The following is a 14044-nucleotide window of genomic DNA, read 5'->3' as shown; positions in this document are numbered from 1 at the left end:
GTCGATACCGGACAGCAGATGTCGGGTATCGACGGAACACTGACCGATATGAACTGGGCAGCTTTCGACTCCGCGGAACCCGACCTGGCCAAGACCGTCGAGGCACGCTTCGGCGCCTTCACTCACCACGTCCTCGCCACGCTTCGCAAGGACGGCTCCCCCCGCACCACCGGCCTGGAGGTCCGCTTCCTGGACGGTGAGCTGTGGTTCGGCATGATGCCGGACTCGCTCAAGGCCCTCGACCTGCGCCGGGACCCGCGGTTCGCGCTCCAGGCGAACCCCGGGGAGGGGCAGTCCATGGGCGGGGGCGACGTACGGATCGCCGGGCGGGCGATCGAGGTCGACGACGCGCGGACCAGGGCCGCATACGTCGAAGAGGTGAAACCGCCGGAGCCGTTCCACCTCTTCCGCACCGAGCTGACCGAGGTCGTGCGGACCTACGTCGAGGACGACACGTATCTCGTCGTCCAGATCTGGAAGCCCGGAGAGCCGGTGCGCACTCTCAAGCGGACCTGACCTTCAAATCTGACCTTCAAAAGGGGAGCCCTACTCCCACTCGATGGTCCCCGGCGGCTTCGACGTCACGTCGAGCACCACGCGGTTGACGTCGGCCACCTCGTTGGTGATCCGCGTCGAGATCTTCGCGAGGACGTCGTACGGCAGTCGCGACCAGTCGGCCGTCATGGCGTCCTCGCTCGACACCGGGCGCAGGACGATCGGGTGACCGTAGGTGCGGCCGTCGCCCTGGACGCCGACGGAGCGGACGTCGGCGAGCAGGACGACCGGGCACTGCCAGATGTCGCGGTCGAGGCCGGCCGCGGTGAGCTCCTCGCGGGCGATGGCGTCGGCGTCGCGCAGCAGGTCCAGGCGCTCCTTGGTGACCTCGCCGACGATCCGGATGCCGAGGCCGGGGCCGGGGAACGGCTGGCGCTGGACGATCTCGTCGGGGAGCCCGAGCTCCTGGCCGACCATCCGCACCTCGTCCTTGAACAGCTTGCGCAGCGGCTCGATGAGCTGGAACTCGAGGTCCTCGGGGAGGCCGCCCACGTTGTGGTGGGACTTGATGTTGGCGGTGCCGGTGCCGCCGCCGGACTCGACGACGTCCGGGTAGAGCGTGCCCTGGACGAGGAACTCCACCGCCGGGCCCTCGTCCGCGATGATCTCGGCCTGCGCCTGCTCGAAGACCCGGATGAACTCCCGGCCGATGATCTTCCGCTTCTCCTCGGGGTCGGAGACGCCCTTGAGCGCGGTCAGGAAGCGCTCCTCCGCGTCGACGACGACCAGCTTGACGCCGGTCGCGGCCACGAAGTCCTTCTCGACCTGCTCGGTCTCGCCCTTGCGCATCAGACCGTGGTCGACGTACACGCAGGTCAGCTGGTCGCCGATGGCGCGCGCGACCAGGGCGGCGGCCACGGCGGAGTCGACGCCGCCGGAGAGACCGCAGATCGCACGCTTGTCGCCGACGCGCGAGCGGATCTCAGCGACCTGCTCCTCGATCACGTTGCCGGTCGTCCAGTCAGGCTTCAGACCGGCGCCCCGGTACAGGAAGTGCTCCAGAACCTGCTGGCCGTGCGTGGAGTGCATGACCTCGGGGTGGTACTGGACGCCGTAGAGCTTCTTCTCGTCGTTCTCGAAGGCGGCGACCGGGACGACGTCCGTGGACGCGGTCACGGTGAAGCCCTCGGGGGCGGCGGAGCAGGCATCGCCGTGGGACATCCACACCGACTGCTCGTCCGGGGTGCCCTCGAAGAGGGTCGAGCCGGACTTCGAGACGTGCAGCGGAGTACGGCCGTACTCACGCGCTCCGGTGTTGTCGACGGTGCCGCCGAGGGTGGTGGCCATCAGCTGGAAGCCGTAGCACATGCCGAAGACCGGGACGCCGGACTCGAACAGCTCGCGGTCCAGGCGCGGGGCACCCTCCGCGTACACCGACGAGGGACCGCCGGAGAGGATGATCGCCGCCGGGTTCTTGGCGAGCATCTCCGCGACCGGCATGGTGCTCGGCACGATCTCGCTGTAGACCCGGGCCTCGCGGACACGACGGGCGATGAGCTGGGCGTACTGCGCACCGAAGTCGACGACCAGGACGGTGTCGGGGGCGGCGGCGGGGTTCGCTGATGACACGGGTTGCCTTCCGGCGGTGAGCGAGGTGTGTGTGGTACCGAGTCTACCGGGAGCCGCGGGGCCGGCTCGGGGCCGAGCTCGTCTCAGGATGCGAACCGGGTTGGACACTCCCCCGGGGCCCGGCATACTGCTGCCATGCTCACGCAGACGACCTTCCTCTTTACCTATGGCACCCGGCCCGCCGGCTGCCATGGTCGTGCTGCTTGAGCAACTGACAAGCGACTTCCCAGGCGCCCCGGGCCGACAAGGTCCGGGGCGCCTGGTGTTTTCCGGACCTTGCCGCTCCGGGGCATCCACCCCACCCAGGAGCCCTACGTGACCACCACACCGGAAGCGACCATTGCGGACGCCCGCGAGCGCATCGACGCGCTCGACGACCGGATCATCGGTCTGATCCAGGAGCGGATGGCCGTCTCGTCCGTCGTCCAGCAGACCCGCATCGCCTCCGGCGGCCGACGGGTCCACCTGGCCCGCGAGATGGAGATCCTCGGCCGCTACCGCAAGGCCCTCGGCAGGCCCGGCACCTCCCTCGCCATGACGCTCCTCGAACTGTCCCGCGGTCGCATCTGAGTTCGGGTCCCGCCTCACCCGTACGGCGCGTGACCGCGGCGCGCACCGCTTCGTTGGTGGTGGTGTCCGCGCCAGCCAGGGGCGGGCGCGACTGAACCACGCGTGGCTCGCTGGAGCGATGAGGCGTACGGATCGTGCGTGCGTGCGCCGTGGGACCTCGCTCCAGGAAGTGACCGGACGGCAGGGGACAGCAGCCCGGTCACCCAAGAGACGGCCGGCTCCGGGGACGCCCGGGGCCGGCCGGCGGGGCAAATACCGGCACAAGGCTGGGTCAAACGGTTGCGGAGGCCGCGTCCATCCAGCACGATGCCTAGAAAGCCCCCAAGTCCCTCCGCAGACAACCGCATTCGCCGTGCGTCACCGTACTGCCAGAGGTCCAGACCATCTGCGGGCGCACACAGAGACACGAGCAAGCGGCGCAACCCCCCCGGCGCCGCTCCCAGGCACCGGCGCTGCCCTGACGTCGGTGCTGACGAAAGAAGGGCCCCGCGGATCCGTCCCGCGGGGCCCTTCGCCTGCCCGGTACCGGGGTTCAGACGCGGGAGACCGTTCCGCAGGCTTTGTCACGGCCGGGATCGAGGGGCTTGCTGCGGTCGTACGGGTCCTTGGTCGGTCCCGTCGGGTCCGGTCCCGTGGGTTCGGCCGAGCGGAACGACGGGTGCAGATAACCGTCGTACACCTCGCAGGCCGAGTTGTTGATGTCCTGGTCCCACTTCACGACACTGAGTTTGCCCGGGGTGACCTGGTACTTGGCCGGGTCGGAGATCTCGACGTCGAGAATGCGGCGGACGATGGTGCGGGTGACCTCGGGGGAGCCGTTGGTCTGCACCACCGGGTAGACGAAGGTGTAGTCGGCGTGCACGAGGACCGAGGCGTGGTCGCCGGCTTTGAAGGTCATACGGCCGCGGGTCTTCACGACGTCGCCGACCGTCCGGACCTCCTTGGGGTCGAAGCGGCTGAACATCCACAGCGGGTCATGCTTGTCGTCCGGCTTGCGCAGGCCGGCCTCAAGGATCCCGCGGACGTTCTTCTGCAGCGGGTCCAGCACATCGAGCGCCGCCTCGGGCCGTTCGCCGCGCAGGGTCGCCGGGTCGAGGTTGGACTCGACGAGAAGCTTTTTGGTCAGCTCCAGCGCCTGTTCGGCCTTCGCCTCGGACTGGCCGCCGACGGACTTCGCCTTCGGTACGGCGATCCCGGCGGCGCCGTCGGCCCAGCGCTTGGCGGGCGAACCGGCGAACGGGTCGTCCAGGGTGGGGACTTGGGAGGCCTCGGCGGAAGGCGCGGCGGTCGGCGCTGCCGTCTCCTGAGGCAGCGGGGAGGACGCGGCCTCGGGGGCAGTTCCCCCGCCGAAGAGGTCGCCCGGCACCAGCGAGGGCTTCACCGCGACGACGGCCACCACGACCGCGACGGCGACACCGAGGACGCCCCACAGGCCCTTTCGGCTCTTCTTCTCCTGCCAGGCCGGCCCGGTGCGCCAGCCCTCCGGCAGTTCGCCGCGCGCTTCCTGCCGCCGCAGTCGCTCCGTCACCTCACGGGCCCGCGCGGACGGTTCCTTGGGGGCGGAGTCTCGGATGTCCCGCTCGGAGTCACGGGCGAACTGTTCCCAGACGTCGTCGGGGATCTTGGGGTCTTCTGACACGTGGGTCAGTTCTAGGGCCTGGGAAAGGCCGTTCACAAGAAGAACCCATGTGTGACTCAGCCCACATAAGTTTTCTGTGAACGTTCGCACAACCATTCACAGGTGTCGCGGATCAAACCTCACGAACCACGGGCCCCACCCGCGCCCCACACGCGGAGGCCTCTCCCTGACGCGTGCCGCGGAAAGTGCGGCGCACCTGACTTCCGAGGTCTTCATGAAGCTTCGTCGTGCACTGGCCGCCGCCGCCGCGACCGCCGCGATAGCGCCGCTGGCCCTGTTCGCCGCGCCGAGCGCGTTCGCGGACGAGACCCCCACGCCGACCGCGGCCGAGAGCACGCCCGCCGGCGAGACCACCCCGGCGGCCCCTGAGACCACCCCGGCGGCCCCGGAGACGACCCCGGCCGCTCCGGAGACCACGCCCGCCACGGGCGAGAGCTCCCCCGCCGCCGGCGAGTCCAGCCCGGCCGCCTCCACAACCCCCTCCGGAAGCCCGTCCGGCTCCGCGAGCGCCAGCCCCTCCCCGGGCGAGAGCGGCGAGCCTGTCGACCAGTGCGAGGTCGACGACGAGGACGCCCCGGTCCCCGGCGACAGCGACGTGCTGCACAGCTCGCTGACCGGTCTGCCCGAGAGCATCGTGGCGGGCAGCGGCTGGACGAACTTCAAGTTCAACGTCAGCAACTCCGGCGACGAGACGATCAAGGGCATTCAGCCCATCGTCGGTGTCGGCGCGGTCGACTGGGACTTCGAGGAGGACTACAGCGACCTGGTCACCGTGCAGGTGAAGCAGGGCGGCTCCTGGGTCGACGTGGCCACGCAGTTCGGCGAGGGCGGCTCGTTCAACGCCTTCGACCTCGACGGCGGCGACTCCCTCAGCTACCAGCTGCGGGTGAAGGTCGACCGTGAGGTCCCGAGCGCGATCGGCATCGCCATCGGTCTCGCCGAGTACTCGGACGACCAGGGCTGCTGGATCTCCGACGACGAGAACATGGGCATCTACTACTTCGAGGTCCTGCCCGCCGGCTCCGACGCCGGCAAGCCGAACGACACCAAGCCGCAGACCGGTGGCAAGAACCCGATCTCCGACGTCAACGGCGTCGACGTGGACGGCCAGCTCGCCGAGACCGGTTCGAGCTCGGCCCTGCCGGTCCTCGGCCTCGTCGGCGGCTTCGCCGTCGTCGCCGGAACCGGTGTGGTCTTCGCGATGAAGCGCCGCAAGGGTGCCGCCGGCGCCCACGCCTGAGTCGTAGCGCGGTAAGCACGGCTTGACGCAGGAAAAGAGAAGGACCCGCACTCGGAGGGGGGTGCGGGTCCTTCTCTTCTGCCTTTTTCCGGCTCTATCGGCGCTACGACTTCTTCGGGACCGCCGGCATCCCCAGGAACGGCAGCTTCAGCGCGCCGAAGGCCTCCGCCGGGACCGCGGGCGACCTGGGCTCGACGGCGCCGAGACGGACGTACGCCTCGCCCTGCGCCGGACGCGGGTCCTCCTCGCCCTTGTTGGGCCAGTACGACATCGCCCGCTCGGCCTGGGCTGTGATCGTCAGCGAGGGGTTCACACCGAGGTTGGCGGAGACCGCGGCGCCGTCCACGACCGAGATCCCGGGGTGGCCGTAGAGCCGGTGGTACGGGTCGATGACGCCGGTCTCGCGGGAGGAGCCGATGGGACAGCCGCCGAGGAAGTGGGCGGTGAGCGGGGTGCCCATCAGCTCGCCGACGTTCGAGCCGGCGAAGCCGTTGATGTCGGCGGCGATCACCGAGGCGCTCTCCGAAGCGGCCCTGATCTGCTTGGGGTTGGGGGCGCCGTGGCCCTGGCGGGCGGTGAGCAGGCCCTTGCCGACACCGTCCGGTTTCAGATACGTCGTCAGGGAGTTGTCCAGCGACTGCATGACCAGCCCGATGATGGTCCGCTCCGACCAGCGGCGATTGGACAGGGAGCGCAGCACGAGGGTGGGGTGGCGGGCCGCGTTGCGCAGCCAGGCCAGCACGCGCGAGGACCCTTCCGTGTACGGCACTTGCAGGATCGACAGTCCGCCCATCGAGTTGGAGCCCTTGCCGTAGCGGACCGGCTCGATGTGGGTGTTCTCGTCCGGGTGGATGGACGAGGTGATGGCGACGCCCTGGGTGAAGTCGACCTTCGGCACGCCCGTCGCCCTGCGGTAGCGGCGGTTGTCGGTCTGGGCGCCGACCAGGGCCTCGGAGTTGGTGCGGGTGAGCTCGCCCAGCTTCTCCGAGACGTACGGCAGTTGGCCGCCCGCCTTCATGCGGTGCAGGAGGGTCTGGGTGCCGTAGGTGCCGGCGGCGATGACGACCTGGCGGGCCTTGAAGGTGCGGCCCTTCGCCTTGCGGTCGTCGGTGGGCAGGGTCGCGATCGCGTAGCCACCCTGGGAGTCGTCCGTGACGGACACGACGGTGGTGAGGGGGTGGACGACCGCGCCCTCCTTCTCGGCGAGGTAGAGGTAGTTCTCGTTCAGGGTGTTCTTGGCGCCGTGCCGGCAGCCGGTCATGCACTCGCCGCACTCGATGCAGGCCTTGCGGGCAGGGCCGGCGCCGCCGAAGTAGGGGTCCTCGACCTGCTCGCCGGGGGCCGCCTTGGTCCTGCCCTCGGCGTCCTCGCCGTCGCCGAAGAAGACACCGACCGGGGCCATGTGGAAGGTGTCGCCGACGCCCATCCGTTCGGCGGCCGCCTTCAGGTGGACGTCGGAGGGGGTCATCGTCGGGTTGAGCCGTACGCCGAGCATGCGCCGGGCCTGGTCGTAGTACGGCTTGAGCTCCTCCTGCCAGTCGGTGATGTCACGCCACTGGGGGTCCTCGAAGAAGGGCTTCGGGGGGACGTAGAGGGTGTTGGCGTAGTTGAGGGAGCCGCCGCCCACGCCTGCCCCCGCGAGGACCATGACGTTGCCCAGGAGGTGGATGCGCTGGATGCCGAACATGCCGAGCTTCGGCGCCCAGAGGTAGTTCTTCAGGTCCCAGGAGTTCCTCGGGAGCGTCTCGCGGGTGAAGCGGCGCCCGGCTTCCAGGACACCTACGCGGTAGCCCTTCTCGGTGAGGCGAAGGGCGGTGACGCTGCCGCCGAAGCCGGAGCCGACGACGATGACGTCGTAGTCGTAGGTGTCCTGAGGCACGGGTGCTCCTCGTTGAGTCTCGCGTGCGGGTGATTCGTGGCTGGGCGCGCAGTTCCCCGCGCCCCTGGATCGGCTACCTGAACCTGAATGCCTTCATCAGCCGGAGACTGCGGCTCATGAACTGGGCGTACGCCTCGTCGTCCATCCCCAGCGAGGGCGCCATCGGCAGCAGTCGCTGCTGGGCGATGGTCTGGGCCTCGGTGTACTTGAGGATGCCCTCGGAGCCGTGTCGGCGGCCGAGGCCGGAGTCCTTCATGCCGCCCATCGGGGACTGGACGCTGCCGTAGGCGGAGGCGTAGCCCTCGTTGACGTTGACGGTGCCGGCCCGCACCCGGGAGGCGATCTCGCGGCCGCGCTTGCCGTCCTTCGTCCACACCGACGAATTCAGGCCGTAGGGCGTGGAGTTGGCGAGCTGGACCGCCTCGTCCTCGGTCTTGAAGCGGTAGATGGACACGACCGGGCCGAAGGTCTCCTCGGAGCACACGGCCATCGGCTCGGTGACCCCGTCGAGGATGGTCGGCTCGAAGAAGTACGGGCCGATGTCCGGGCGGGCGACACCACCGGCGACGACCTTCGCGCCCTTGGACACGGCCTCCTCGACATGCCGGGTGACGGTCTCCAGCTGCCGTTCCCCGACCAGGGAGCCCATGTCGGCGCCGTAGGCGAGGGACGTGCCGAGCCGCATGGCCTTCGTACGGGCGGCGAAACGCTCGACGAACGCGTCCGCGATCGACTCGTGGACGTACAACCGCTCGATGGAGATGCACAGTTGGCCGGCGGAGGAGAAGCAGGCGCGGACGGCACCGGCGGCGGCCTTCTCGATGTCGGCGTCCTCGAGGACCAGCATGGCGTTCTTGCCGCCGAGTTCGAGGGAGACGCCGACCAGACGGGCGGCGGCGCCCTGGGCGACCTCACGCCCTGTGCGGGTGGAGCCGGTGAAGGAGACGTAGTCGGCGTGCCGGACGACCTCGGGGCCGACGACGGGCCCCTCGCCGAGGACGACCTGGAAGACCTCGGCGGGCAGTCCGGCCTCGACGAGCAGGTCGCGGGCCCACAGGGCGGTCAGGCAGGTCTCGGTGTCCGGCTTCATCACGACCGCGTTGCCCGCGACGAAGGCGGGGAGCGCGTCACCGACGGACAGCTCGAGCGGGTAGTTCCAGGGGGCGATCTGGCCGACGACGCCACGCGCGTGACGCAGTTCGGTGACCTTGGTGAGGGTGGGCACGGCACCGGTGTGCCGCTTCGGCCGGAGATAGGCGGGCGCCTTGCGGCCGTAGTGCCGGGCGGCCACGGCGACCGCCTGCACCTCCTCGTGGGCGTGCAGGCGGGCCTTGCCGGTCTCCAGCTGGATGAGGTCGAGGACCTCGGCCTGGCGCTCCAGGATCAGGTCGTGGAAGCGGAGCAGGACGGCCGCGCGCTGCCGTACGGGGGTCTGCTCCCACACCGCCTGCGCCCGGCGGGCCGCCTCGAATGCCTTCTCCACGTCCTCGGGGGTGGACTCGGGCAGGTCGGCCAGCTTCTCGCCGGTGAACGGCGTGTGGTTGGCGGTACGGCCGGACCCGGTCACCCCCTTCGCGAGCTGGACGACCAGCTCCGGGGTGACCACGTCGGCCGCGGTACGGGCGCCCTCCGGGGCGGGGGCGAGGGGGTTCGTGCCGGTCTTGGCCGGGGCCTGCGCGTCCGTCATGAGCCGCAGGGTATTCGGGAGCGGGGGCTTTGGGTACCCGTCGGTAACGGGCGTTCACCGAGTACGCACACATCGCCAGTGATGACTGGCAGCGAATGTGCTGATCAGGGCGTTGTGCGGCGATGATGAGCGCGGCTCAGCCACGCTCCGGTTTTTTCTGCAGGAGGAGACCGAAGGCGGACAGGGCGGAGAGGCGCCGGGGTTCGGGAACGGTCACCGGATCGCCGGACGGGTCGTGGAGGTCGGCAGCGGGGAGCGCGGGGTCCGCTGTGGCCCTTTCCCGCCCGGAATCCTGTCGCGCACCGGGCGTGCCCGCTTCCAGGGCCCACTCCGGCGTGCTCGCCCCGGCGGCCTCGGCCAGCGCACGGGCGGTCTCCTCCGCCGTCGGCCGCTCCTGCGGCCGGGAGTCGAGGAGCCGCTCCAGCAACGGCCCCAGCGGACCGGACCGCGCGTCCGCCACGGCCACCCGGAGCACCGCCCCGAGGGACCACAGATCGGAAGCGGGCCCCGCGCCGGGCCCCGACGCGCACTCCGGTGCGGCGAACCCGGCGGAGGCCTCCCGGCCACCGGCATGCCCGGCGCCGCCGATCCCGAAGTCGGTGACGACGACGCGTCCGCTCTCGGCTTCGAGGAGGATGTTGGCCGGCTTGAGGTCGCGATGGACGATGCCGACGCCGTGGGCGGCGTGCAGCGCGCCGAGGACGGCGAGCCCGATCCGGGCGGCCTCGGCGTCCGCCAGCGGCCCCCGCCCGGCCAGAGCCGCGTCCAGCGACTCCCCCTCCACCAACTCCATGACGATCCAAGGCAGTTCGTCGTCGAGGAGTACGTCATGGATGGCGACGGCGGCCGGGTGGTCGACCTGCGCGGCGGCACGGGCCTCGTGCGGCAGCCGGCGCGCGGCCCGGCGCCGTTCCTCGTCCTCCGGATCCCCGGTCAGCCGGGGCTCCTTGACGGCGACGTACCGGTCGTCCTGCTCGTCGCGAGCCCGCCACACCGTGCCGCTCGGCCCGGAGCCGATCCGCTCGACGAGCCGGTACCGCCCCCCGACCAGACCTCCGTCGGGCGGGTGTTCGCCGTCTTCACTCATGGCACATGAGTACCGTGCGCGTCATGCCCTTGTCTAAGCGGCATGCTCAGGCCCACTCAGAGCCTGTCCACCTCCAGATTCGCGATCGCCGCCCGCGCCACCTCGCGCCCCCGCTCGGTGAAGTCCCCCTTGCCCGGATAACTGACGGTGAGCTTGTACATGTCTCCGGTGGAGGTGCGGTAGTAGAAGATCTGGAGTTCGCGCGGGAGGGGGCGCTGGCTGTCGGTGGTGGTGTACGTGACGGTGTTCTTGGCGGCCTTCCGGCCCTGGTACGTCTGGTCCTCGGGCCGGGTCTTCGCCGTGTTCGGCATGCTGAGGTCGTACTCGCCGCTCTCCTTGAACCGGCTGTCGTCGTCGTACATCTCGGCGGCCGCGGAACCCGCGATGTCGTGGGCAGTGTCCTCGGCCTTCCGGTCCAGGGTCACCCCGATCCAGATGCTGCCGCTGTAGTCGGAGTACGTGATCCAGTGGGTTTTGTCCGTCTTCCGGTCGGGCGTGCTGGGCCGGTAGTGCGCCGGCACCGCCAGCGTCGCGGCGACATCCTTGGTGTGCTTCTTCGTCCAGCCGTCCGGCAGCGGGCCCGCGAACGGGTCGGCGATCACCAGGTACGCCGCCACCGCGGCCGCGACGACCGCCGCGCCGAGCCCGAGCCACGCCTTGCGGCCCAGCCGCAGACCGCCGCCCGCCGGCACCTCCACGGTCCGCACGATCTGGGTGGGCTCCGGGACGGGCGGGTGGGCGGTGGCCTCCAGAAGTGCCCTGACCTGCGCGGCGTTCGGGCGGCGCGCCGGGTCCTTCTGGAGGAGGCCGTTGATGGCGTCGGCGAGCGGGCCGTGCGCGGCGGCGGGCGGCGCGGGCGTGGCGTTGAGGACGGACTGGAGGGTAGCGGGGGTGTTGCTGCGGCGGAACGGCGAGACGCCCTCCGTCGCCGCATACAGGACCACGCCGAGAGACCAGAGGTCGGAGGCGGGGCCGGGGCGCTGACCCAGCACCCGCTCGGGGGCGATGAACTCGGGCGAGCCGACGAAGCCGCCGTTGTCGGTCAGGTTGGTCTCGCCCTCGATCTGGGCGATGCCGAAGTCGGTGAGGACGACCCGGTCGTAGCGGCCGAGCAGGACGTTGTCCGGTTTCACATCCCTGTGCAGGATGCCCGCCGCGTGCGCGGCCTCCAGCGCGCCGAGCACCTCGAGGCCGATTCTCGCCGCTTCCCGCGCCCCGAGGGTGCCCTCCTGCAACGCGTCGCCCAGCGAACGGCCCTGTACGAGCTCCATCACGATCCACGGCCGGCCGTCCACGACCGCCACGTCGTGCACGTTCACGACGGAAGGGTGGTCGAGACGGGCCGCGGCCCGCGCCTCCCGCCGCATCCGCTCGAAGGCGTTTCCCTGTTCCCGTTCGGGAAGGTGGTCCGGGACCCGGGGTTCCTTGACGGCCACCTCGCGGTCGACCGTCTCGTCCTTGGCCCGCCATACCGTGCCCATGCCACCGTGCCCGAGCTTGGCCAGCAGGCGGTAACGGCTCGCGATGAGCCGGCCGACCCCCGGCTCCGGCTGAGGGGGCCTGGGAGGTTGCAGAACATAACTCGTCGTCTCGTCGGACTCGTGGCCGACTCCCCCGCTGCTGCTCATGGGTTCATCCATATCGCGCCAGGCACACAGGCATCCAGAGGTGATGCGTTCCGGTCACACACCCGTGACGTATCCCCACGTTCCCCACGGCGCCAACCCGTGACGAATCCCTACGGCACCGTGAACGTGTCGACCGCCACGTCGAAGTGCTCCTTGGCCTCCCGCACCTTCCCGGCCGGCGACGACACCCACACGTCGTAGAGCCGCCCGCCCTCCTCCCAGCACACGTCGTAGGTGTGCCGGGCGCCCTCGGCCGCGCTGAAGCCGTCCCAGGTGAACTCCCAGAGTGCGGCGGGGTGTCCGCGGTGCGTGAGCGAGGTGACCCGGCCGTCGCGGTAACCGGGGTTGGCCTCCGGGCCCTTGGCGGCCGCGCGCCGCATCACGCCCAGCGGGCCGCCGGGCCGGGGATCGGTGACCTTGACGCCGAGGCGGAAGGTGTCGCCGGGCGACAGGTAGAAGACCCGCTCCCCCTGCGGCTCCCGGGTGAACCCGTCGGGGACGGCGAGCGCGAACCCGGCGGGGTCCTCGGCGACGTGGTACCCGGAGGGGGCGGAGGGCAGGGTCGTGGTGGGCGCGGGCGCCGCCGTGGCGCTGGAGCCGCTCGCGGGCGTCCCGGGTGCCGAGGTCCCCACCGCCGTACGACCGTCCCGCCCACCCCGGTCCGTCCACAGCACCGCCGCCGACACCCCCGCCGCCGCCAGCACGGCGACCAGCAGCGCCGCCGTGAGCACGCCCCGCCTCGACCGCGCCGGCGCCAGTAGCCCGCCGCTCCTCGACCGCTCGGGCGCCGGGGACCGCCGTAGCGGAAGATCCCGCTGGGTAGGCGTGTACGCCCGCTCGGGGGCCCGGCGCGGCGGCGTGCGGCCCGTCTCCAGGAAGGCCCGCAGCATCCGCTGCGCCTCCACCGCGTCCAGCCTCCGCTCGGGGTCCCGCTCCAGCAGTCCGCGTACGACCGGAAGGAGCGGCCCTGCCTGCGTGGGCGGCCGGATCTCGTCGATGACGACGGCGTGCACGGTGCCGCCCAACGAGTCGCGGCGGAACGGCGATTCCCCACTCAGCGCCGCACATAGCAGTGCACCCACCGACCACAGGTCGGACTCGGGTCCGGTCCGGACGCCGGTCATCCGCTCGGGGGCGGTGTACTCGGGCGAACCGACGAAGGACCCGCTTTCGGTGAGCGTGGTGGCGCCCGCGACTTGAGCGATACCGAAGTCAGTGAGGACGACCCGGCCGGTGCCGGACTCGATGAGGACGTTCGCCGGCTTGATGTCGCGGTGCAGAACCCCGGCCGCGTGGGCAGTGTGCAACGCGCTCAGCAGGTCGCCGCCGATCCGGGCGGCCTCGGCGGCGTCGACCGGGCCGTTCGCCGCGAGTCGGTCGGCGAGGGAGCCTCCCTCGATCAAGTCCATGACCATGTAGGGGCGTTCGTCGTGCTCGATGACATCGTGGACGACGATGATGTTCGGGTGGCGCAACTGCACGACCGCACGCGCCTCCCGCAGGGTGCGCTCACGCTGCCACCTGGCCTCTTCCGCGGAGAACGTCTCGTCCAGGGGAAGCGCCTTGACCGCCACACCGCGCCCGAGCAACTGGTCCGTGGCCCGCCATACGACGCCCATGCCACCATGCCCGAGCTTCGCTTCGAGACGGTAACGCCCCGCGATCACAAGGAAGTTGGCCCCCTCGGTCCCCATGCGCCTCATCATGCCGCAACGGACGGACCCCTTCCGGGGCGGTGACCGGCCAAGTGTGCCTCCGCCCCGGGACGGCTGGTACACAACGCCACGGCGCCGCAACGCCCGCCACCGTTCGGTCGGTTCGTCGGCATGCGTGACCAGTCGGGCCGGCGGCCAGAGATGATCATTTTTGGCCAAACCTGTCACGAGTGTCGCTGCGGTGGCAACATTTGCCACGACCACAGTGACCAATGCCGGCGCGGCGAGTGGCTGAGCCGCGCGCTCGGTGACTGGCGCCTCGGGAAGCCTCACGTTCACCAACTGGACGGCCCACCATGTGGACATCAGCGGTTGGGCCAAGGACACCGCCGCCGATGGCCACCACGTGGCCATACGGCTGTTTTCCGTGGATGCCGGCACTTCATGGGTAACGGAATGGCCCTGGGGATAAAATAGTTCGTTCCAGCTCCGGCTCTGCCTGAGGTGGCAACGGGGACGGAATCGACGCAGACGA

Annotated in this window: 10 protein-coding genes; 3 read left to right on the top strand and 7 right to left on the bottom strand. The window is 70.6% G+C overall.

The genetic code is table 11. The features are described from left to right. The first annotated feature begins 48 nt into the window (after positions 1-48). Positions 49-516: a pyridoxamine 5'-phosphate oxidase family protein gene (locus ABZT06_RS19165; protein ID WP_355741694.1), complete on the top strand. Its 468-nt coding sequence runs from the start codon at positions 49-51 to the stop codon at positions 514-516. A gap of 30 nt (positions 517-546) precedes the next feature. Here the strand turns inward: ABZT06_RS19165 and guaA are convergent, their stop codons facing one another. Further along, on the bottom strand, positions 547-2124 hold the full coding sequence (gene guaA / locus ABZT06_RS19160) for a glutamine-hydrolyzing GMP synthase (RefSeq protein WP_007384156.1): 1578 nt from the start codon (positions 2122-2124) through the stop codon (positions 547-549). 315 nt (positions 2125-2439) lie between these two features. Here guaA and ABZT06_RS19155 point away from each other — a divergent pair, with 315 nt between their 5' ends. Then, the gene (locus ABZT06_RS19155) at positions 2440-2694 is read left to right on the top strand and encodes a chorismate mutase (protein WP_355741690.1); all 255 of its coding nucleotides are present in this window, start codon (positions 2440-2442) and stop codon (positions 2692-2694) included. Between the two features lie 532 nt (positions 2695-3226). On the opposite strand, the gene ABZT06_RS19150 is transcribed toward ABZT06_RS19155, so the two are convergent. Beyond that, positions 3227-4369: a hypothetical protein gene (locus ABZT06_RS19150; protein WP_355741687.1), complete on the bottom strand. Its 1143-nt coding sequence runs from the start codon at positions 4367-4369 to the stop codon at positions 3227-3229. A 178-nt stretch (positions 4370-4547) separates the two neighbouring features. On the opposite strand from ABZT06_RS19150, the gene ABZT06_RS19145 reads away from it, so the two are divergent. Continuing rightward, the gene (locus tag ABZT06_RS19145; protein ID WP_355741684.1) at positions 4548-5573 is read left to right on the top strand and encodes an LPXTG cell wall anchor domain-containing protein; all 1026 of its coding nucleotides are present in this window, start codon (positions 4548-4550) and stop codon (positions 5571-5573) included. A 103-nt stretch (positions 5574-5676) separates the two neighbouring features. On the opposite strand, the gene ABZT06_RS19140 is transcribed toward ABZT06_RS19145, so the two are convergent. The 5 genes from ABZT06_RS19140 to ABZT06_RS19120 form a co-directional block, all read right to left on the bottom strand. Beyond that, a complete protein-coding gene (locus ABZT06_RS19140) occupies positions 5677-7452 on the bottom strand; it encodes a GMC family oxidoreductase (protein ID WP_355741681.1) in 1776 nt (591 codons plus the stop codon). A gap of 73 nt (positions 7453-7525) precedes the next feature. Continuing rightward, on the bottom strand, positions 7526-9139 hold the full coding sequence (locus tag ABZT06_RS19135; protein WP_355741678.1) for a succinic semialdehyde dehydrogenase: 1614 nt from the start codon (positions 9137-9139) through the stop codon (positions 7526-7528). A 136-nt stretch (positions 9140-9275) separates the two neighbouring features. Next, complete coding sequence (locus ABZT06_RS19130; protein ID WP_355741675.1) at positions 9276-10226, bottom strand: serine/threonine-protein kinase; 951 nt, start codon at positions 10224-10226, stop codon at positions 9276-9278. Positions 10227-10282: 56 nt separating this feature from the next. Next, positions 10283-11854 (bottom strand): serine/threonine-protein kinase, encoded by a 1572-nt coding sequence (locus tag ABZT06_RS19125; RefSeq protein ID WP_355741672.1) that lies wholly within the window; start codon positions 11852-11854, stop codon positions 10283-10285. 110 nt (positions 11855-11964) lie between these two features. Continuing rightward, positions 11965-13548 carry a serine/threonine-protein kinase gene (locus tag ABZT06_RS19120; RefSeq protein ID WP_355741669.1) on the bottom strand — a complete coding sequence of 528 codons (1584 nt, stop codon included), beginning with the start codon at positions 13546-13548 and terminating at the stop codon, positions 11965-11967. Positions 13549-14044: the final 496 nt, after the last annotated feature.

The organism is Streptomyces sp. NPDC005483 (assembly GCF_040606035.1).
GTDB lineage: Bacteria > Actinomycetota > Actinomycetes > Streptomycetales > Streptomycetaceae > Streptomyces.
Note: the sequence above shows the minus strand (reverse complement) of the source record. Positions and strands in the feature narration are given on the sequence as shown.